The sequence below is a fragment of the Herpetosiphon sp. NSE202 genome, assembly GCF_042688385.1.
GTDB lineage: Bacteria > Chloroflexota > Chloroflexia > Chloroflexales > Herpetosiphonaceae > Herpetosiphon.
This window is the reverse complement of sequence record NZ_JBHUPY010000025.1, coordinates 46397-65865: the sequence shown is the minus strand read 5'-3', so window position 1 is coordinate 65865 and position 19469 is coordinate 46397. Positions and strand designations below refer to the sequence as shown.

General features: G+C 52.4%; 16 protein-coding genes. 9 read left to right on the top strand and 7 right to left on the bottom strand.

Annotated features, from left to right (window positions below; all coding sequences use genetic code 11):
- Positions 1 to 8 precede the first annotated feature (8 nt).
- From ACFMKP_RS22900 to ACFMKP_RS22860, 9 genes are all read left to right on the top strand, one after another.
- A complete protein-coding gene (locus ACFMKP_RS22900; protein ID WP_382295621.1) occupies positions 9 to 773 on the top strand; it encodes a hypothetical protein in 765 nt (254 codons plus the stop codon).
- Positions 770 to 2098 carry a DUF3696 domain-containing protein gene (locus tag ACFMKP_RS22895; RefSeq protein WP_382295619.1) on the top strand — a complete coding sequence of 443 codons (1329 nt, stop codon included), beginning with the start codon at positions 770 to 772 and terminating at the stop codon, positions 2096 to 2098. Before ACFMKP_RS22900 ends, ACFMKP_RS22895 begins: the two co-directional genes overlap by 4 nt.
- Complete coding sequence (locus tag ACFMKP_RS22890; protein WP_382295618.1) at positions 2095 to 2610, top strand: hypothetical protein; 516 nt, start codon at positions 2095 to 2097, stop codon at positions 2608 to 2610. Before ACFMKP_RS22895 ends, ACFMKP_RS22890 begins: the two co-directional genes overlap by 4 nt.
- 11 nt (positions 2611 to 2621) lie before the next feature.
- A complete protein-coding gene (locus ACFMKP_RS22885) occupies positions 2622 to 5927 on the top strand; it encodes a Swt1 family HEPN domain-containing protein (protein ID WP_382295615.1) in 3306 nt (1101 codons plus the stop codon).
- A gap of 260 nt (positions 5928 to 6187) precedes the next feature.
- The gene (locus ACFMKP_RS22880) at positions 6188 to 7453 is read left to right on the top strand and encodes an ATP-grasp domain-containing protein (RefSeq protein ID WP_382295612.1); all 1266 of its coding nucleotides are present in this window, start codon (positions 6188 to 6190) and stop codon (positions 7451 to 7453) included.
- Entirely contained in the window at positions 7446 to 8264 is an 819-nt protein-coding gene (locus tag ACFMKP_RS22875) for a Rossmann-like domain-containing protein (protein ID WP_382295610.1), read from the top strand. The genes ACFMKP_RS22880 and ACFMKP_RS22875 overlap by 8 nt, the downstream gene beginning before the upstream one ends.
- Positions 8265 to 8291: 27 nt before the next feature.
- Complete coding sequence (locus ACFMKP_RS22870; RefSeq protein WP_382295607.1) at positions 8292 to 9116, top strand: class I SAM-dependent methyltransferase; 825 nt, start codon at positions 8292 to 8294, stop codon at positions 9114 to 9116.
- Entirely contained in the window at positions 9107 to 10345 is a 1239-nt protein-coding gene (locus ACFMKP_RS22865) for an MFS transporter (RefSeq protein WP_382295604.1), read from the top strand. The genes ACFMKP_RS22870 and ACFMKP_RS22865 overlap by 10 nt, the downstream gene beginning before the upstream one ends.
- 10 nt (positions 10346 to 10355) lie before the next feature.
- Positions 10356 to 11531, top strand: coding sequence for a cysteine synthase family protein (locus ACFMKP_RS22860; RefSeq protein ID WP_382295601.1), 1176 nt, complete (start codon positions 10356 to 10358; stop codon positions 11529 to 11531).
- A 50-nt stretch (positions 11532 to 11581) separates the two neighbouring features.
- Here the strand turns inward: ACFMKP_RS22860 and ACFMKP_RS22855 are convergent, their stop codons facing one another.
- From ACFMKP_RS22855 to ACFMKP_RS22825, 7 genes are all read right to left on the bottom strand, one after another.
- Positions 11582 to 12481 (bottom strand): manganese catalase family protein, encoded by a 900-nt coding sequence (locus tag ACFMKP_RS22855; RefSeq protein WP_382295599.1) that lies wholly within the window; start codon positions 12479 to 12481, stop codon positions 11582 to 11584.
- Positions 12482 to 12582: 101 nt separating this feature from the next.
- Complete coding sequence (locus ACFMKP_RS22850; protein WP_382295596.1) at positions 12583 to 13188, bottom strand: cysteine hydrolase family protein; 606 nt, start codon at positions 13186 to 13188, stop codon at positions 12583 to 12585.
- Positions 13189 to 13294: 106 nt separating this feature from the next.
- Positions 13295 to 13753 (bottom strand): SRPBCC family protein, encoded by a 459-nt coding sequence (locus tag ACFMKP_RS22845; protein WP_382295593.1) that lies wholly within the window; start codon positions 13751 to 13753, stop codon positions 13295 to 13297.
- A 56-nt stretch (positions 13754 to 13809) separates the two neighbouring features.
- The gene (locus ACFMKP_RS22840; RefSeq protein ID WP_382295590.1) at positions 13810 to 16335 is read right to left on the bottom strand and encodes a glucosidase; all 2526 of its coding nucleotides are present in this window, start codon (positions 16333 to 16335) and stop codon (positions 13810 to 13812) included.
- Positions 16332 to 17312, bottom strand: a complete 981-nt coding sequence (locus tag ACFMKP_RS22835; protein ID WP_382295587.1) for a TIGR03885 family FMN-dependent LLM class oxidoreductase — start codon at positions 17310 to 17312, stop codon at positions 16332 to 16334. Before ACFMKP_RS22835 ends, ACFMKP_RS22840 begins: the two co-directional genes overlap by 4 nt.
- Before the next feature lie 43 nt (positions 17313 to 17355).
- Complete coding sequence (locus ACFMKP_RS22830; RefSeq protein ID WP_382295584.1) at positions 17356 to 18522, bottom strand: zinc-dependent alcohol dehydrogenase; 1167 nt, start codon at positions 18520 to 18522, stop codon at positions 17356 to 17358.
- A 595-nt stretch (positions 18523 to 19117) separates the two neighbouring features.
- The gene (locus tag ACFMKP_RS22825) at positions 19118 to 19462 is read right to left on the bottom strand and encodes a hypothetical protein (RefSeq protein ID WP_382295582.1); all 345 of its coding nucleotides are present in this window, start codon (positions 19460 to 19462) and stop codon (positions 19118 to 19120) included.
- Between the last annotated feature and the right edge of the window lie 7 nt (positions 19463 to 19469).

Genomic DNA, 19469 nt, shown 5'->3' with positions numbered 1-19469 from the left:
GAGTACCGATGCAACAACCACTCCCCGCCTATTTGCGCGAACGCCTGCAACGCCCGTATCCCGTTGCGGGGATGGTTGTTGCTGGTTCGACTCCGGTGCTGGCATTTGGAGCCATGCGCCAAGCAACGGTTGCGACAATCGGCCTGAATCCGAGTAAAAACGAATTTCTCAACCGCCATGGCCACTTGCTGGCGGGTACTGAGCAGCGCTTGGTGACGCTCGCCAGTTTGGGCCTTGCCACGCTGGCCGATGCAGATGCTAGCCAACTTCAAGCGGTGTATGCTGGCTGTGTCGGCTATTTTCAGCGCAACCCCTATCGGCGCTGGTTTGATCAACTGGAAGCGATTGTGCAAGGATGCGGGGCTTCATATTATGCAGGCAGCGCATGCCACCTTGATTTAGTGCAATGGGCGACTGATCCAATTTGGCGTAACTTAGCTCCAGCGACGCGGGCCAGCCTGATTGCGGCTGATCGCGATTTTTTGGCCCAGCAATTGCAGCACGAGCAGATTCGCTTAGGCCTAATTAATGGGCGTGGGGTGATGAATGCCTTGGCCGAAGCCTATGGCTTACAGTTTGTGCCAGCCGCAGCACCAGTGAGCGATCGCAGCGTCACGACTCAGTTTTTTGAAAGCATGGCCTTTGGCAACGTTCGCCTAATTGCTTGGACGACCAACCTACAATCATCGGTTGGCGTAACCAATACGCTGCGGGCGGCCATTCGCCAACGGGTCGCTGAGCTTGTTGGTTCATTCGAGGAGAACGCGCGATGATTGAGCAACTACGGATTCAAAACTTCAAATCGTGGCGTGATACAGGCACCATTCGCTTTGCTCCGATTACCGGCTTTTTCGGCGCGAATAGCTCCGGCAAAACCTCGCTACTACACTTTTTGCTGATGCTGAAACAGACTGTTGAGTCGCAAGATCGTCAGTTGATCCTTAATCTTGAAGGCCCGTATACAGATTTAGGGTTGCTCGCCGATGTTATGTATCAGCATATCCAACCGCAAGTGCTCGATTTTAATCTTACATGGCACAATTCTCATATTTCAACACCTGTTCCTGGTAGCCGTGGCCGCTCAGATGTGGAATCGTTTAAGTTGCATAGTCAAATTCAACTTGCCGAGAATACAATTGAAATTCAAACGGTTGAATATCTTTTTGCTCAGCGCAACAAAGAGTATCGATTTGCAATGTTGCGCGATGCTGATCGAGGGTATCGATTTGAAAGTGATGGCTATCGTTCAAAAGATCCCGAGCTGTATCATAAACATTTTGCAAGTCCCCGTCGGTTTCATGAGTTTCCGATGGAGCTTTATCAATCAGGAGCATATCAAAAGCTGCGCTACCTGCATGAACTAGGAGCATCATTCACGCAATTAATGTTTCACGTTAATTATCTCGGGCCTTTACGTGAATTTCCCGCCCGGATTTATCGCTGGGGCGGTGAACGCCATAGCCTTGGCAATCGAGGCGAAAATGCAATTCAAGTCTTGCTAGCAGATTATCATCGACATCATCAATTTCAACGAACAACCAAGAAGGTTGCGCTTTGGCTGCAACAATTGGGGTTGATCCAATCATTTGAATTACATCGTATTGCTCCAGAACGGCGCGAATTTGAAGTACGGGTCCGCTTGCATGCCGAATCAACCGAAGTATTATTGACCGAAGTTGGCTTTGGAGTATCTCAAGTGCTGCCTGTGTTAGTGCTCTGTGCGAGTGCTGCAAAAAACGCCATTTTAATTTTAGAGCAGCCTGAAATTCACCTGCATCCAGCGGTACAGGCTGGGCTGGCCGATATTCTGATCGAAACCAGCCAGCGTGGGGTGCAAGTGATTCTCGAAAGCCATAGTGAGCACCTATTGCGGCGTTTGCAACGGCGAATTGCCGAAGCCAAACTGACCCCACAAGAAACTGCACTCTATTTTTGCGAGAGCGACAAAACTGGCACATCGCAGCTAAAACCGCTCGAAGTCGATACCTATGGCAACATCAACAATTGGCCGGAGCACTTTTTCGGTGATGAGATGGGCGATTTAGCGGCGATGACGATTGCGGCGATGGAGCGGCAAATCGCAGAGGGCAACCAATGAGCCAACTTGAAGCATTGGTCGATACGAATGTGGCACTGGTGGCTAACCGCGCGGCAAGCCATGCCTCACCGCAGTGTGTGATTGCTGCTACGCGCTTTTTGCTCCAGTTACAAACCGACGGCATGATTGTTATCGATAGTGCATGGCAGATTTTGAATGAGTACAAACATAAATTGAATCCTACTGGTCAACCGGGGGTGGGTGATGCTTTTTTACGTTGGGTCATTACCAATCAACGCAACCCGAAGCATTGCCGCCAAATTGCGATAACCCCACTGGGCGATAAGCAATTTGCTGAATTTCCTCACGCTGACCCAGCGTTGGCCAATTTCGACCCATCGGATCGCAAGTTTGTGGCGGTCGCTATTACCGATCCGCAGCATCCGCCAATTTACAATGCAGTAGATAGCGATTGGGGCAAAGCTGGAATTGCCGAAGCCTTAGCCCAGTACGCTGTTCGGATTGAACAACTCTGTCCTGATTTTAAACCTGCGCGTGAAGCATCTGGTTAGGAGAAGATCGTATGGCCCTAAGTAACCGTGATCGGGTTGGGAAAGCCCTCGAAACCCTGCAACAAGGCCTAAAACCGTTTATCGAACGCGAATTAATGGCTGTCCATGGCAAATATTGGGTCACCAACGTCACCCAACAATGGATGCATGATTTGCAATGGCAGGATGACGAGCCATTTCTTGATATCCAAGCCTTGCTAAAAATCATGTGGGAACAATGGAACGAAGTATTTCGGCGCGTGTTGGGGCACAGCGAACGCAGCTTAGTGAGTGAGTTGCGCGATATTCGTAACCGCTGGGCACACCAAAATTCCTTCAGCTTGGATGATACCTACCGCACACTCGACAGCATCCAACGCCTCTTACAAGCTATTTCAGCTCCAGAAGCGACCGAGGTTGAGCGGCATAAGCAAGAAGTTTTGCGCTTACGCTTTGAAGAGCAAGCTAAACAAGAAGTTCGGAAAGCAGCAGTTGCCCCAATCGAAGGTCAACCAACTGGTGGTTTGGCGGCATGGCGCGATGTGATCACTCCTCATCCCGATGTAGCGCGTGGTAGTTATCAACAGGCAGAATTTGCTGCCGACTTAGCCCAAGTCTATCGTGGTGAAGGCAGCGACGAATATCGTGACCCACGTGCATTTTATCAACGCACGTTTCTCACCGATGGCCTGCGCGCCTTACTCACCACAGCGCTTAAGCGCTTAGCCAATACAGGCGGCGACCCAATTGTTGAACTCCAAACCAACTTTGGTGGCGGCAAAACCCACTCAATGCTGGCCTTGTATCATTTAGTTGGTGGTAGCCCTGCGAGTGATTTGGTTGGTATCGAGCCGGTGCTGAGTGCGGCCAACGTCGAGCATGTGCCAAGCGTGCGGCGGGCAGTATTAGTGGGTACGGCACTTTCGCCAGCGATGGCCCATACCAAACCAGATGGCACGCTGGTGGCAACCTTGTGGGGCGAACTGGCTTGGCAATTAGGTGGGGCTGCGGGCTATCGGATTGTTGCCGAATCTGATCGTCATGGAGTCAGCCCAGGCTCAAATACTCTGGTTGAACTCTTCAAACTGGTTGGGCCAAGCCTGATTCTCATTGATGAATGGGTTGCCTTTATTCGCCAGTTGTATCATAAGGCCGATTTGCCTGCTGGCTCGTTTGATGCGAACCTCACCTTTGCCCAAACTCTGACTGAGGCGGCCAAAGCTGTACCCCAAATCTTAGTTGTAGCTTCATTACCAGCCTCAGATATTGAAATTGGTGGTGATGGTGGGCGCGAAGCACTGACCCGCCTGCGCAACACCTTTAGTCGGGTGGAATCGCCATGGCGGCCTGCGAGTGCCGAAGAAGGCTTTGAAATTGTGCGCCGTCGCTTATTTCAGCCGATTACCGAACCACATCTGTTTGCAACACGTGACGCAGTAATTAAAAAATTCATGGAATTATATCAACAGCAAACTGCTGAATTTCCTGCCATGACTCGTGAGGCTGAGTATGAGCGACGGCTCAAGGCAGCCTACCCAATTCATCCAGAATTGTTTGATCGCTTGTATAACGATTGGGCCACGCTTGATAAGTTTCAACGTACGCGCGGTGTTTTGCGCTTTATGGCAGCGGTGATTCACGCGCTGTGGTCACGTGATGATCGCAGTTTATTAATTATGCCCGCGACCATTCCCATGGATGATGCTATGGTTCAATCAGAACTAACGCATTATCTTGACGACCCATGGCTGCCAGTAATTGAAAAAGATATTGATGGCCCACATTCTTTGCCATTGCGTCTTGATAAAGAAAACCCTAATTTTGGTCGTTACTCTGCCATGCGGCGCGTGGCGCGCAGCATCTTTCTTGGCTCAGCGCCGACCAGTAAAATGACCAATAAAGGTCTTGATGATCGGTCGATTAAATTAGCGGTAACCCAGCCAGGCGAGAATGCGGCGATTTTTGGTGATGCCTTGCGGCGCTTAACCGACCAAGCGACTCACGTCTATTTAGATGGTCAACGCTATTGGTATGCAACCCAACCAAGCCTCAATCGATTAGCGCAGGATCGGAGCGAGCAATGCTCGATTGATAGTGTGCATCATGAAATTATTCAACGCCTCAAACGCGAACAACGCAATCGCGGCGAGTTTGAAGCGGTGTATGTGGCTAGCCCAGCAAGCGATATTCCCGATGAACGCGAAGCACGGTTAATTATCCTGCATCCAGGGTTGGTTCATACAAGCCGTGATCCAGAATCGCCAGCCCGCCAAGAGGCGGCCCAGATCCTTGATCTACGTGGCAATAGTCCGCGCATCTATCGCAATACGCTGGTCTTTTTAGCTGCTGATAGTACCCGCATGAAAGAGCTAGAGCTTGCAGTCCGCCAAGTGCTGGCGTGGCAATCGATTGAGGCAGATAAGACCACGCTGGATCTCAACCCTTCCCAAATTATCCAAGTGGAAGCCAAGCGTAAGGCTGCCGAAGAGGCAGTAAACGCGCGCATTGGAGAGACCTATATCTGGTTGTTTGTACCTACCCAAGAGCCGCGTGGCCCAATTGAATGGCACGATGCCCGGCTCCAAGCAGGCCCCGATTTGGCGATCAGAGCTTCCCGAAAATTGGTGAATGATGGAGCTTTGACGACCCACTATGCAGGCACAACTTTGGTGCTTGAACTCAACCGGATTCCGTTATGGCGTGATCAGCATGTGGCGGTCAAGCAACTAATCGATTATTTTGCCCAATATCTGTATTTGCCACGACTTAAACAAAGTAATGTTTTGCTTCAAGCGATCGCCCAAGGTGTCGCCAACCAACGCTGGGCAACAGAAACCTTTGGCTATGCGGATCGCTGGGATGCGGCAACAGGCCGTTATATTAATCTTCAGGCGGCAACCCATGTAACGGTACAGCCTTACGGCGATGCGGTTGTGGTCGAAGCAGCTGCGGCGGCAGCTCAATTTGCTGCAGAAGCAGCTGCAACCGAATCTGTCATCGAGCCAGTAACTAGTGGGCAACAATCACTGAGTGAAATTCCGACACCCTATCATCCTGCGAGTGAGCCTGGGGCTGGGTCAACCTCGCAGCAGCCACGAGTTCCACGGGTGCGCCGATTCTTTGGGACAAAGCGCTTATCGCCAGCCAAAATGGTCTCAGAAGTTAATACAATTGCAGAGGCAATCGTCCAACATTTGGCCGGGATTCATGGCGCTACTATTACGATTACCTTGGATATTCATGCCGATTTGCCAGAAGGCGCAACCGATCATGCAGTACGAACGGTCTCAGAAAATAGTCGTGTATTGCAAATTGATGCATCGTTTGAGCGAGAATAGGCCTTTGCAGCAACCGTGGTTTACGAGCTAATAACCTAGCTGAAAACACTGCAAGTGTATGCTTGCAACAAGTAATGATTCTTCAGCGCATGAAACCGCAGCCTTGCTGCGGTTTTTGTGTGCCACCCAACCTTTGCTAGCTTCAACCAACTGCACCCACGCTTGACAAATTATTGAGACTAAGTATTATTATCAAGCCTTATTGAGACTCAGTATTATTATGGTGTAGCTGTAGGGGGCGTGCGATGGGGCATCTGTTGATGCTAGAGAGTTGGGTCGGGGGAACGGGCCAGATTTTGCCAGCGGCCATTACGGCACTAGGCCATAGCTATAGTTTTGTGACGCGGCGGCGCGAGCATTACGCTACGCCACCAGCCAGTCATCCAGTGTTGGCTTATGCCCAACATCTGCTTACGACCGAAACCAATGACGAAGCGGCGCTGATCGATTTTCTGCGGGAGCAACATCGCTTGCTGCATTTTGATGGCGTGCTGACGATTTGCGATTATTACATCGACACTGCGCGCCAAGTGGCTGCTGCACTTGATTTGCCATGTTCATTTCCGAGTAGCGTGAGCAGCATTCGCAATAAAGCTCTGTTGCGTCAAGCGCTTGATGTGGCTGGCTTGGCTAATCCCGCTTATCAACTGGTGAACTCGTGGAGCGAAGCGCAAGCAGCAGCGCTAACGATTGGCTATCCGCTGGTGATTAAGCCGACTGATTTGGCCTCGAGTGCCTATGTGCGTTTGGTGCGCAACGAAGCAGAGCTGCACGAAAGCTATGCGATGCTCGCTGGGTTTGAGCGCAACTTCCGCGATCAGCCCCGCGAGCGCACGGTTTTGCTCGAAGCCTATATGCATGGCCCAGAAGTTAGCGTTGAAGCGTGTACGTTTGCTGGCGAAACCAGCATCCTTGGGATTACCGATAAGGGCCTCACTGGCGAGCCATATTTTATCGAAGAGAGCCATATGTTTCCGGCTGCCCTGAGCGAAGACGATCAAATGGCGATTATTGAGCTTGTGCGGGCTGCGCTCAACGCGGTGGGCTTTGATCATGGCATCAGTCATACCGAAGTTAAGCTCACTCCCGCTGGCCCACGGATTGTCGAGATCAATCCGCGCGTTGGCGGCAATTACATCGCCGAATTGGTTGATCGCGTTAGTGGGATCAATCTGTTGAATGCGACCATTGAGCTAGCGCTTGGGCAACGGCCAAACGTGCAGCCACGCGCAACAGGCATTGCCAGTGCAGCAATTCAGTTTTTGGTGCCAAAACAGGCTGGCACATTGCAGGCGATTCATGGCCAAACTGCGCTCGCCAACGCGCCGCATGTTGCGCGCTGGACGCTCAGCGCTACCACAGGCAGCACAATTGATCAGCCAATCGATAATGCTTGTTATTTGGGCCATGTGGTTGCGGTTGATGCTGATGGCTTGCAAGCCCGGGCATTTGCTAGCCAAGCGGCGGCCTTGCTGGAATTTGAATTTGCCGAGCAGCCAAGTTTGGAGGTTGCTAGCAATGGCTAAGCCAAAATCTAGCGCTGCGGCCAGCGTTGACGAATTGATCGCAGCAGTTCTGCGTGGCGAGTATGCAGTTGATCCAGCAGAGCTATTTGCTACGGGAGCAATGTGGATTGCCCAAAGTACCAATTTTCCGGGTACAACCCAGCTGTATCGCAACTACTATTTGCTGCTGCGATCAGGGGCGGCGTTTGGCGCTTGCTGTGTTGAGCGTGATGATCTCCCAGCGCTGGTTGCTGAAGATTTAGCAGGAGCTTCGCTAGCAACGCTGCTGAATGATCCGCGTTTGCCGGTGCGCATTGCTGCGCTTGATGCCTACTTCGGCAGCGTCGAGCCGCATCGTGATGCAATCCGTGCTACGCCATGGCAACTGCCACTTGGCACCCCGCAAGATCGTGCTTTAGCTCGTGATCGAGCGATTGTGAGCTTGCTGAAGATCGAGCCATGCCAACAGGTTGCCCTGATTGGGGTGGTTAATCCACTGGTGCAAGCGATTCACGAGCAAGGTGGCGTGTGTTTACCCTGCGATTTCAACCTTCTTCAGACCCAATGGGGCGAACCAGTGAGCAAAACCATGGAGCCAGCGCTTGACGCTGCTGATGTGGTGATTGCAACCGGCATGACCTTGAGCAATGGCTCATTTGATCGCATTTTGGAGCGGGTGCGGGCGCGCTCGATTCCGCTGGTGGTCTATGCCCAAACGGGCAGCAGCATTGTGCCGCAGTTTCTTGATCGCGGCGTGACAGCGGTATCTGCGGAGCCGTTTCCTTTTTCGCAATTCAGCGCCGAGCCAAGCGTGCTCTATCGCTATCAATAACCCTGAGTGATTCGTTATGGAGGACGGATGGAGCTTCCAAGCAATTTTTCCAACCTGTTACACGATTATCCCCAGCTCTACGACCATGTGATTCCCGACCCTGATCAGGCGATGGGACGCTTTTTGCATGGTCTGCTTGAGCAATTTGCGCCAGGCCCACGGCTGCTTGATGTGGGCTGTGGGCTTGGGCGCGAGATCGCCTATCTGCAAACCCAAGGCTATCAGCCGCTTGGCATCGATTCGTCGGCAGCGATGATCGAATGGGCCAGCCAACGTAACCCAAGCGTGCGCTTTGTTCAGGCTAGCCAACAAAACTTTGCGCTTGATTGTACGTTTGATGCGATTATTTGTGTTGGCAGCACGCTACTTTACAATTTGACCAATGCCGAGTTGCTGGGCACGCTGCGGCGTTTTCGCCAACACCTCGTTGAGGGTGGCGTGCTGGTGCTGGATATGCGCAATGCTGCCTTTTTCTTGACCGAAGCTGGCCAGCGCTGGCTACGCCAAGAACATCGCGAGGAAACCGAGCTGGCAAATGGCACACTCGTTGGCTTAACGCGATTTGACATAACGCCAAGTACACAAATTCTCGAACGCTACTACACCTGGCTGTTTCCTGATCAGCCAGCGCTGCACGAGCACCTGCAACATCGACTGCTTTTCCCGCAAGAGCTGGGTTTATTGCTGCAACTGGCAGGCTTTGGCATCGAAGTGATGTTTGACGAACCGGCTCCACACATTGGCGCGTTTGCTGGCGATTGGACGTTTGGCCAAAGCCTCTTTGGGCGACGACTGCAAGTTGTGGCCCGTGCTTTGCCGTCGAGCTCACAGGGAGCGACCGCATGGAGCTAACCTTGGCGGAGCGGCAACGCAGCCTGCGGGCCTTGCTGATCTTTACCTTTTTTATGGTCAGCGGTTTTACGCTGGTTATGCCTTTGGTCGCGGTTCATTTCGTCAACACGCTTGGCTGGGCGGCGGTGACGGTTGGCTTGGCCCTCGCTGTGCGTCAATTGACCCAACAAGGCTTGGCGCTGGTAGCGGGAAGTCTGACCGACCGCATCGGGGCGCGCCAACTGTTATGTGGCGGGGTTTTGTTGCGGGCGGTGGGGTTTGCTAGTTTGGCGTGGGCCAACACCATTCCAAGTTTGTTTGCTGCTTTGGTGGTTTCGGCCTTGGGTGGAGCCTTGTTCGAGGTTCCCTATCAGGCCTCGATTGCCATGCTGACCACTGACGAATCGCGGCCTCGCTACTATGCGCTGAGCAATTTGGTGAGTGGCGTGGCGACAACGCTTGGCCCACTTATTGGCGTATGGCTGCTGCGCTTTGATTTTCAATGGGTTTGTTTGAGCGCGGCAGCCTGCTTTTTGGTGACGTTTGTGATTGCCGTGCTGGTGCTACCAGCAGTGCGCACTGCCAATTCGGGTAGTAAGCTGGGGGCTGGCTATGCGCTCGTATTTCGCGATCGGCGCTTTTTGGCCTTGACGGCGCTGCTCATGGGCTATTGGTTTGTGGCGGTACAAATTAATATCAGCCTGCCAATTATGGTCGAGCGCCTAACTGGCAGCAGCGATGGCGTTGGTGTGATGTTTGCGCTCAACGCTGGCATGACGGTCTGTTTGCAATACCCAATGATTCGGCTACTGGAGCCACGACTATCCGCCCGCGCAATCCTGGTGATTGGGGTTGGACTCATGGCCTTGAGCCTGGGCGCGGTTGGCTTGGTCGATAGCTTTAGCCTCTTGCTTGGCTGTGTTGGTTTTTTTGCCTTTGGTTCGCTCCTGACCAGACCAACTCAACAAAGCTTGACCGTGGCGTTGGCCGATTCGCAAGCCCTTGGCACCTATCTCGGGGTTAGTTCGTTGGCACTAGCAATTGGTGGTGGCTTGGGCAATGGCATTGGTGGCTGGCTGATCGATTTGGCGGTAGCTTATGCGTTGCCGCTGCTGCCATGGATCGTGTTTGCGATGGTGGGATTGGTGAGCGCAATTGGCCTCGTGCTGTTGCCGCTACCCAAGCCAGCGCTTAATTCTGTCGAGGTCGAGGCTCATTCCGAGGGCGAAACGACTGCTGCCACAGCGTGATGGAGAACCTATGCTTACGATTGTTGATACGATTGGTCAAACGCCGCTGGTGCAATTGCAACGCCTAACCCACGCCAATGAGGCGCGAATTGGGCTGAAGTGCGAGCGCACCAATCCAGGCGGTAGCGTCAAGGATCGTCCGGCGCGCTTTATCATCGAAACTGCTGAACGCGCTGGCTGGCTTAGCCAAGGCGGCACGATCATTGAATCGTCAAGTGGCAATTTTGGCATTTCGCTGGCGATGCTTGGGGCTGCCAAAGGTTATCGGGTGATTATTCTAGTCGATCCAAAAATCACGCCAACCAATTTGGCGCTGCTTGAAGCCTATGGCGCAGAAGTCGAGATTGTGACCGCGCAAGATGACAGCGGCAGCTATCACAAAACGAGAATTGCCCGCGCCAACGAATTGGCGCGCCAAATTCCCGGGGCATTTCGGCCCGACCAATGCTTCAATTTGCTCAATAGCGCGGCCCATGCCAACAGCACCGCACGCGAGATTCTGGTGCAGGGCGGCGATTCATTGGCCATGGTGATTGCAGCGGTCAGCACTGGCGGCCAGCTTGGCGGCATCATTCGACAGCTCAAACTGGTTGCACCACATGTTCAGGTGGTTGGAGTGGATGCAGTTGGTTCGGCGATTTTTGGCGGCGCGGCCCATAGCTATCTAATGCCTGGAGTTGGGCTGGGCTGGACTCCTGCCAATTTACCGTTGGCCTTGCTCGACCATGCCTTCAATGTGCCCGATGAAGCTGCCTTTTTGGCCTGTCGAACCTTGGCGCGCCATGAAGGGATTATGGTTGGCGCTTCGAGTGGCGCAGTGCTGTTGGCCGCCATGTTTTTTGCTCAGCAATTGCCTGCTAATAGCCAGATTGTGGCAATCGCTGCTGATAGTGGCGAGCGCTATCTGCAAACTATTTACAATGATGCGTGGCTCGGCGACCATGGGCTTAGTATCAATTGTAGTCCTGCTGAATTGCGCGCGCGTGCTCGGAGCTTGCGGCCATGCGCGTTTCACGAAGGTCAGGTTGGCACAGTCCAAGCCAATTTGGCCGAAACGCTGCAAGTTCCCGCCTCGACGCAGCAGATGAATCAGTTGGTGCAGGAACAATGGCAGCAACGCTCGGCCTTGCAAGTGGGTGCGGCGTTTGCCATCCGCCAAGCCTTGCTGCAAGATGTCTATTGTTGAGATTTAAAAAAACGCCACTCACTGATTGTTCAGCGAGTGGCGTTAATAATTTATTTGCTGTCACCCATGGCGGCAATTTGGTCAACCAGTTCTTTGAGTTCTGGCGGCAAGCCTGGGCCAAACTCCTCTGGGCGTTCGGGAGCAGGCTGCATTGGGAAGCCCGTTGGTGGGCTGTCGGTAGTTTCGACGGTTGCGCCATCGTTGGCTGGCGAGGAGCCACTGAAAATCTTGGCCATTTCTGAGCTATCCAAGCGCCAATGATGTTGTTGCAGGTGCAAGCCTGTATCCATTAGTTTGCGCACTTCGGGAAATTGGGTTGCATCGAAATTGGGAATTGGCAAGATTTTGCCCCAATTCACGCCCAACGATTCTAAGGCCTTGGCAAACACCAGCTCGTGGGCATGGTCGCGCACAATCAAATAGGAAATGGTTGAGCGAGCCGTGGCATTATCGGTCATTTCATAAATGCGACACTTTTGCAAGCGCCCAGTCGATTCGAGCATTAAGTTATACAACAAATCGAGGGTCAAATTGCCGCTGTTGTAAACATACGAGCCGAGCCATGGGTTGCCAGCGGCATCAACCGGCATTGCACCTTGCGCCCCCACCAAGAAATGGTGAATATTGCCCTCAGAAAGCGCATTTTTCAAGGGCGTACCACCTTTGCCTGCGCCCATTTTGGGCAAGCTCTCCGACGCGCCATCAAGCAGACGGCTAATGGTAGTGCCGATTAATTCAACGTGGCTAATTTCCTCAACCGCAACCGCGTGAATCAAATCGTGATAGGGCTTGGCTTTGCCGCGAAAATTAATGCTTTGGAAGAGATACTGCATCATTGTGCGCATCTCGCCAAACTGGCCACCCAAACCTTCTTGCAAGGCATTGGCTGCCGCTGGATCGGGCTGATCGACAGCAATTTCGTTGATTAATTGTTGGGTATGAAAATACATGAGTCTAATCCTCTGAACAGTATCTATTATAAGGATGCTGTTCCTAAACGTAATTCATAAGCCCCAAGCAACGATGTGAGCGCAATGGAGGGGAACTATCGTTAATCATCGCGATTGTTAAGCTGCTTGATTAGCGTTGCGCTTGTTGGCGTGGCGCTTTGCAAAGTTGTGTTGCAATAATCAAGCGTTGTTTGGCTCAGCTCCTCGGTGTGAGCCGTAACCGCATCCTTAGGAATGATGATCTGGAAATCGCGCATATAGGCATCAATCGCAGTAAATAAAATGCACATATGGGTCGTCATGCCCGTCAAAATCAGGGTTTTGGCGTGCAGCGATTGCAACAGCAGGTCAAGCGGAGTTGCAAAAAAAGCCGAGTGTTTGGGCTTGAGCAACATCACGCTCTCGGCCAAAGGCGCTAAGGCCTCGACAATTGGGCGACCTTTGCTGTTTGGCGCTGCGGCTTTTGCAAGCAACTCAGTGCGATCCATCGTCCATGTGCCTGCGGTGTCGTTGACATACACGACCTTGCCACCAGCCGCGGCCAAACGATCGCGCAATTGCACAATGGTGGGAGCAATCGCAGCACATTGTTTGGCAAGCAGGCTGCCATCTTCGAAACGAAAATCACTGATCATATCAATGATTAGCAGCACGCTGGTGGCTGGCTCAAATGCTGGTTCAGCTGAATGCTGCTGGTTGTTGGCCATTGCTATTTCCTTCTTCAATCAGCGAATGCGTTGGCTGTTCTTCCTAGACCGACGCTCCCCTCTCCCGTGTTTAGTGGGAGAGGGGTCGGGGGTGAGGGGAAACCAATTATGCTTTACCACCATGTTCGCGGCTACTAGTAGCTTCGATATGTTGTTTGAACTGTTTGAGCACTTGTTCAAGCGCGGTTGCTGGGTTGGCTATCACATGGGCCAATGCTTCACCAAGCGCGCCAGCTGGTGGATCGTATTGGAAGGTTACGGCAACGTGGGTTTGATTGTCGGCTAAAGGAGCCAACACAATTTGGCCGCTAGTGGTAATTGCACTTTGCTGACGGCTATTCCAGGTTACTTGGTGATATTGTTCTTGCGTACTAATATCGGTGCTGAGGTTGATCGTTGCCCCAAGTGGCCCTTTAAGCTCCCATTGCAGCTGATCAGGCGTGCTCGTATCAACCGAAGTAATCGCTGGAAAGACGCTTGGGTAGTGGGCGAAGTTGGTCAATTCGCTATAAACCCGTTCGATTGGCGCACCAATATGAATAATTTGGGTTGTTCGCTGTGGCATAATCAAATCCTCCTAAATGAACCACTGTTTCTCATAACCAAGCCATGTTGCAGAAACTATGCCGTGCTTGAGCTGTTTAACTCAACCTGCCACAAACCAGCACAGTGAATAATTGCCGCGATGCTTGCCGTCCAGCCGTGTTGGTGGCTAGCCCCAAGGCCTTTGCCCGTCTCAGCATGAAAATATTCGTGGAACCAAGGATGTTCATGCCAGATTGATTCTTGCTGAAACAAGGCTTGGTTGCCAAGATAGGGCCGTTGGCCTTGCTCGTTGACCACAAAGATGCCAACCAAACGCTGAATTAAGCTATTGCGGGCTTCCGTCAGATTTGCAAATTCATTGGAATGCCATGCTTGTTGCTGCACTCCGCTTTGCAAATTGTGGACTGCTTCGAGCAATAGTTGATTGAGCGGCAACCAGATTGGCCCGCGCCAATTGGAATTGCCGCCAAACATCCGATCAGGTGCTTCGCCTGGCTCGTAGCTAAGTTCATACTGCTCTTGCTCAAGTGTCAGCTGGGCTGGATATTCTGCATGAACCAACGAAACTGAGCGAATGCCATACGGACTGAGAAATTCAGCCTCATCGAACAGCGCGTTGATCAACGGTTTCCAGTGTTGGCCAACCGCAGTTAAAAGCAATTGCTCTGATTGATCGTCAGCTTGATTGAGTTTCTTCAAGTGCGCCGCAACTTTTGGAACCTCGCTCAGGCTGGTAAGATCGATAACCGTGGTTGCCAATAAGGGCACAAGTCCAACCAACGAGCGCACTTTCAGGCTGGTATAGCGATCCTTTTCATCGACCAAAGCATCGTAGAAAAAGCGATCCTTTGAATCCCAAAGCGTGTTGAGTGCTTTGCGAATCGCGAGAAACTCGTCGAGAAAATCACATGCATCAGCATCGTTGCCTAGCACAATCGCCATTTTGAGCAGCATCAGCGTGTATTGAGCCAGCCAGCCCGTGGCATCGGCTTGTACCAAGCGATAGCCTTTGGGCAGTTTTTGGCGATCAAGCAGGCTGATGTTATCCATGCCCATAAAACAGCCAGTAAACAGGCCATCTGCTTGGCGATGCTCACGCAGCCACCAGCTAAAATGGCGTTTTAAGCTCGGGTATGCTGCTTCCAAAAACGCATCATCCTGATCGCACAGATGGTAGATTTGCCAAATTGCCCAGCCATGAATTGGCGGATGCGGGTTGGCCCAAGCACCCTCAGTCGCTGGAATCGCCCCGTTGGGATGCTGATAGCGCTCATTCAAAAGCAACAAGGCTTGCGCTTTGGCAAAGGCGGGATCGACCAAGCCCAAGGTTACGATTTGAACATCTAAATCCCAGGTAGCCAATATTGGAAATTCCCAGCGATCGGGGATTGACACCAAATCATTGGCCCGCAGATGGCCCCATTCTTTATCAGGATGATCTTCGGCTTCGCTGTGCTCGCCTGTGCCAGTTGCTAGCCATTCTTCAACCTCAAAGCGATAGGCCAGCTTGTTCCAATTCAAGCCAGCAAATGCTGCACGTTGAACTAGTTGCAAATCACTCTGCTGTGAAGAATGACTGATCGATCGATAAAATTCATCAGCCTCGGCTTGACGTTGAAGAAAACATTCATCAGCATGAGCAAGCGGATTGGCTGCCGAGCTTGGGCCAAAGCCAAGCGTAATCGACCATGTTTCGCCTGGCTCAAGCATGCGCTGGTAGTGGGCACTGGCTTGGGTTCCATGGCGCTCTGAATTGAGCAAATCGGGCTTGCCATAGACAATCATGCGCTGAATTGCATCTTTGGCCGAGGCTGGTTTGGCTTGGTCATACAACGCATGAGTATTGCTCTGATAGTCGTTAAAGTAGACCGTTGCTGCATCATCAAGCCACCAACGATATTCTTCAAGGTTTGGGTGTTGCAGCACGATCGCCTGATCTGCGTGTTGGTTAATGCGGGCCTGGGCAATTTCGGGATTGCACGGCAACCAAAGTTTGGGCACGATGTGCAATGACGCTGGATCAGGGCCGCGATTAACGGCGCTAATCCGGCAGAGCATGACATCGGGCGCTGGCTTGGTATATTCAATCGTGATATCGAAAAAGCGTTGCTCGCGAAATGTTTGCGGCAAGGCATCGATCAGGCAAAATTCTGGCTCGCTTTGACTGCGCAGTTTATTCTCTTGGCGCAAGCGTTCGTAGGGAAAGGCGACCTGCGGATAGAGATAGCGCATGCGATAATAGGCACCACTGGGCAATGCCTCGATATACCAATAGTATTCCTTGACATCCTCGCCGTGGTTGCCTTCTTGGTTGCTGAGGCCAAAAAATCGCTCCTTGAGCCGATCATCCTCTTCATTCCAAAAGGCGATCGCATGACAGATCTGCTGTTGAATGTCGCACCAGCCAGCAATGCCATCTTCAGTCCAGCGATAAACCCGTTGTTGGGCTTGCTCCCACGGAAACGTTGCCCATGGATCAGCACTTGTCGGTGCGCTTTCGCGAATCGTACCCCAAGCGCGATCGCCGAGATAACAACCCCAACGCCGCCACTGAGCGAGCTGATCGGAATGTAAACGCTGGTGCTCAGCGGTTTGCTTCATACAGACGACTCCTTGCGATCAAGGGTGGGCAAAACATGCTCCCCAAAGGCATGCAGGAACGGGAGTTGTTCCTGATTCACATTGTGGATATAAATCCGTTCAAAGCCAAGCTCAATATCCTGCTGCAACCATTCGCGGTGCTGGCCCAAATCTGCCGAAATGCGAATATGCTCTGGCAGTTTTTCGCGCGGAATTAAATCGACCAATTGATCGAACTGGCTGGGCATGCGCAATTCGGTGCTGATGGTGCTTGGCAAAGCAGCATTACGCCATTGATCGTACGCGCCTGCTAGAGCGGCTTCATAGCTGGTAGCATACGACGTTTGGGCTTGTAAAAAGATTGGTTTATGCTCGCCGCCATTCGTGCGAAAGGCCTCGATAAAGGCCCGTTGCTGATCAAGCGGCTTATGCACGGTAATAATGCCATCGGCCCAACTAGCAACCCACGCCGCCGTTTCAGGCGTAATTGCTGCGCCTAGCAGCAGCGGTGGCTTGGCTGGGCGCGTATACAAATAGGCTTCATCAACCTGAATTGCCGCGCCTGCATACGAGACGGTTTCGCCCGCCCAGAGCGCCCGAATAACCTCAACACACTCCAAAAGGCGGGCGTTGCGTTCAGCTTTGGCTGGCCAGCGTTGCCCAGTTACGTGCTCGTTCATCAGCTGGCCAGTGCCAAAGGCACACCACAAACGCTCAGGAAACATGGCAGCGAGGGTGGCCGCTGCTTGGGCAATAATCACCGGGTGATAGCGCTGGCCTGGTGCATTGACCATGCCAAATGAAAGTGACGTTGCTTGCATGGCTGCACCGAGCCACGACCAGACAAACCCGCTTTGGCCTTGGCGTACGCTCCACGGGGCCAAATGATCGGAGGCCATAACGCCCGTAAATCCAGCTGTCGCAGCAACCTGCACATAGTGCAATAAGGCTTGCGGGGTAAATTGTTCATGCGAAGCGTGATAGCCGATTTGAACCACAAAGCGCTCCTTCTCGATATAACTAACGCGCTAAGCCAATGGCTTAGAACGTGATCATATATTTGATGCTTTGGTTTTCCTTGGTGCGAAACTGCTCGTAGGCCTCGGGCACTTCGTCGAGGCCAATGCGATGGCTGACGATAAACGAGGGATCGATTTTGCCGCTGGTAATCAGGTCGAGCAGTGGTTCGAGGTAGCGTTGAACATGAGTTTGACCCATTTTGAAAGTCAGACCCTTGCCAAATGCCGCCCCAATGGGCATTTTGTCGATCAGGCCACCATATACGCCAGGAATTGAGACCGTACCACCTTTGCGACAGGCCATAATTGCTTGACGTAATGCGGTAGGACGATCGCTTTGCAAGCGCACAAATTGTTTGGCTTTATCATACAGCGCATCAAGGCCATAGCCATGAGCTTCCATTCCAACTGCATCGATACAGGCATCAGGGCCGCGACCACTGGTCAGGGTTTTGAGCACTTCATCAACATCTGCATCTGCATAATTGACTGGAATAGCGCCAGCGCTACGGGCGAGTTCGAGCCGTTCAGGAAAGCGATCGATCGCAATCACCTGTTTTGCGCCAAGCAAGAGGGCTGAGCGAATTGCAAATTGGCCAACAGGGCCACAGCCCCATACTGCAACTGTATCGTTGTCGCCGATGTTGCAATTTTCCGCCGCCATATAGCCAGTTGGGAAAATGTCGCTCAAGAACAGCACTTGATCATCGCGCCAGCCAGTTGGCACTTTGAGCGGGCCAACATCGCCATAGGGAACCCGCACATACTCTGCTTGGCCGCCAGCATAGCCGCCAAACAGGTGCGAGTAGCCAAACAATCCTGCTGGCGAAGCGCCATAGACCGCTTTGGCCGCATCGGCGTTGGGGTTGGATTCGTCGCACGCCGACCATAAATCGCGTTCGCAGAAGAAACAATGGCCGCAGGAAATGGTAAATGGCACAACGACCCGCTCACCAATCGCCAAGTTTTTGACTTCCGAGCCAACTTCGACGATCTCGCCCATAAATTCATGGCCCAGAATATCGCCTTCTTTCATCGATGGGATGTAACCATCGTAAAGGTGTAGGTCGGAACCACAAATTGCGCTGGCGGTGATTTTGAGAATAATATCGCGGGGGTGTTCGATCTTTGGATCGGGCACAGTATCAATTCGGACATCGTGGACTCCATGCCAACAAGCAGCTTTCATCACATACTCCTTCCGTATCTATTACTATGCGCTTGCAAATCGCAAGATCTGTTCCCAAATTGCTACTTCGTGTGCGTCGCGGTTGCGACGCGAGGGGTCGGGGATCAGGGGCTCTTACAAGGGTAGGTTTTAAGATCCCCTCACCCCAACCCCTCTCCCGTGGCGCGGGCGAGGGGCTTTAAACGGGTGGTTCTTACACAGTTCTTGGTAAACACTGGTCGGCTCCCCCTCGCCCGCGTTTTCGTGGGCGAGGGGGCTGGGGGGTGAGGGAACGATCCACCGCAGACCAATCGCTCAAAACCTACCCTTGCAAGGATCAGGGGCTGGGGTCGGATCTCCAACCAATGCCACCATTTCCGACTAAACCCCGATAGCCAAAAGCCAAAAGCCTGTAGCCAAATTTCTTCGCGATCTTCGCAGTTTCCTATCCCTGCCATCTAACTTCTGATCCCTGTTCCCTGACAACTGAACCCTCAATTTCGTATCCCTGCACCCGCTAAATCCCGATAGCCAAAAGCCAAGAGCCTGTAGCCAAATTTCTTCGTGTTCTTCGCGGTTTCGTATCCCTGCTCCCTGACACCTAGCCCCTAGCCCATCAACCCTGATTAACTGCTTGTTGATCGGGGTTAGCAGCGGCATTTTTTTGGGCATAGCGCACACCGTGATAGAGCGAAAATAAACGCCGCGCGATGGTAATAAACTCGACTTGGCGCACATGATCGTCTGAGGTTGGAGCCTCAACCGCGTGGCGGCTGACCCGATCGGCAAATTGCACCAAGAGTTGTTGATACTCAGGCAGCAGCTCCATAACCCGCATCGTATTCATTGGAAGGATTGCCTGATACGCTGATTGCAAGCGTTCGTCGAGCGAACCGGTGCCTTCTGCCAAGGCTTGGAGCGCCTGAAACAGGCAGGATTCTTCGTGTTGATAGTGTTCCATCCATGCT

Bases quoted from the DNA above. Each gene is read 5' to 3' on its own strand.
- ACFMKP_RS22830 (WP_382295584.1), bottom strand. From the start codon at position 18,522: ATGAAAGCTGCTTGTTGGCATGGAGTCCACGATGTCCGAATTGATACT.
- ACFMKP_RS22880 (WP_382295612.1), top strand. From the start codon at position 6,188: ATGCTAGAGAGTTGGGTCGGGGGAACGGGCCAGATTTTGCCAGCGGCC.
- ACFMKP_RS22825 (WP_382295582.1), bottom strand. From the start codon at position 19,462: ATGGAACACTATCAACACGAAGAATCCTGCCTGTTTCAGGCGCTCCAA.
- ACFMKP_RS22875 (WP_382295610.1), top strand. From the start codon at position 7,446: ATGGCTAAGCCAAAATCTAGCGCTGCGGCCAGCGTTGACGAATTGATC.
- ACFMKP_RS22895 (WP_382295619.1), top strand. From the start codon at position 770: ATGATTGAGCAACTACGGATTCAAAACTTCAAATCGTGGCGTGATACA.
- ACFMKP_RS22900 (WP_382295621.1), top strand. From the start codon at position 9: ATGCAACAACCACTCCCCGCCTATTTGCGCGAACGCCTGCAACGCCCG.
- ACFMKP_RS22865 (WP_382295604.1), top strand. From the start codon at position 9,107: ATGGAGCTAACCTTGGCGGAGCGGCAACGCAGCCTGCGGGCCTTGCTG.
- ACFMKP_RS22855 (WP_382295599.1), bottom strand. From the start codon at position 12,481: ATGTATTTTCATACCCAACAATTAATCAACGAAATTGCTGTCGATCAG.
- ACFMKP_RS22845 (WP_382295593.1), bottom strand. From the start codon at position 13,753: ATGCCACAGCGAACAACCCAAATTATTCATATTGGTGCGCCAATCGAA.
- ACFMKP_RS22885 (WP_382295615.1), top strand. From the start codon at position 2,622: ATGGCCCTAAGTAACCGTGATCGGGTTGGGAAAGCCCTCGAAACCCTG.
- ACFMKP_RS22890 (WP_382295618.1), top strand. From the start codon at position 2,095: ATGAGCCAACTTGAAGCATTGGTCGATACGAATGTGGCACTGGTGGCT.
- ACFMKP_RS22860 (WP_382295601.1), top strand. From the start codon at position 10,356: ATGCTTACGATTGTTGATACGATTGGTCAAACGCCGCTGGTGCAATTG.
- ACFMKP_RS22850 (WP_382295596.1), bottom strand. From the start codon at position 13,188: ATGGCCAACAACCAGCAGCATTCAGCTGAACCAGCATTTGAGCCAGCC.
- ACFMKP_RS22870 (WP_382295607.1), top strand. From the start codon at position 8,292: ATGGAGCTTCCAAGCAATTTTTCCAACCTGTTACACGATTATCCCCAG.
- ACFMKP_RS22840 (WP_382295590.1), bottom strand. From the start codon at position 16,335: ATGAAGCAAACCGCTGAGCACCAGCGTTTACATTCCGATCAGCTCGCT.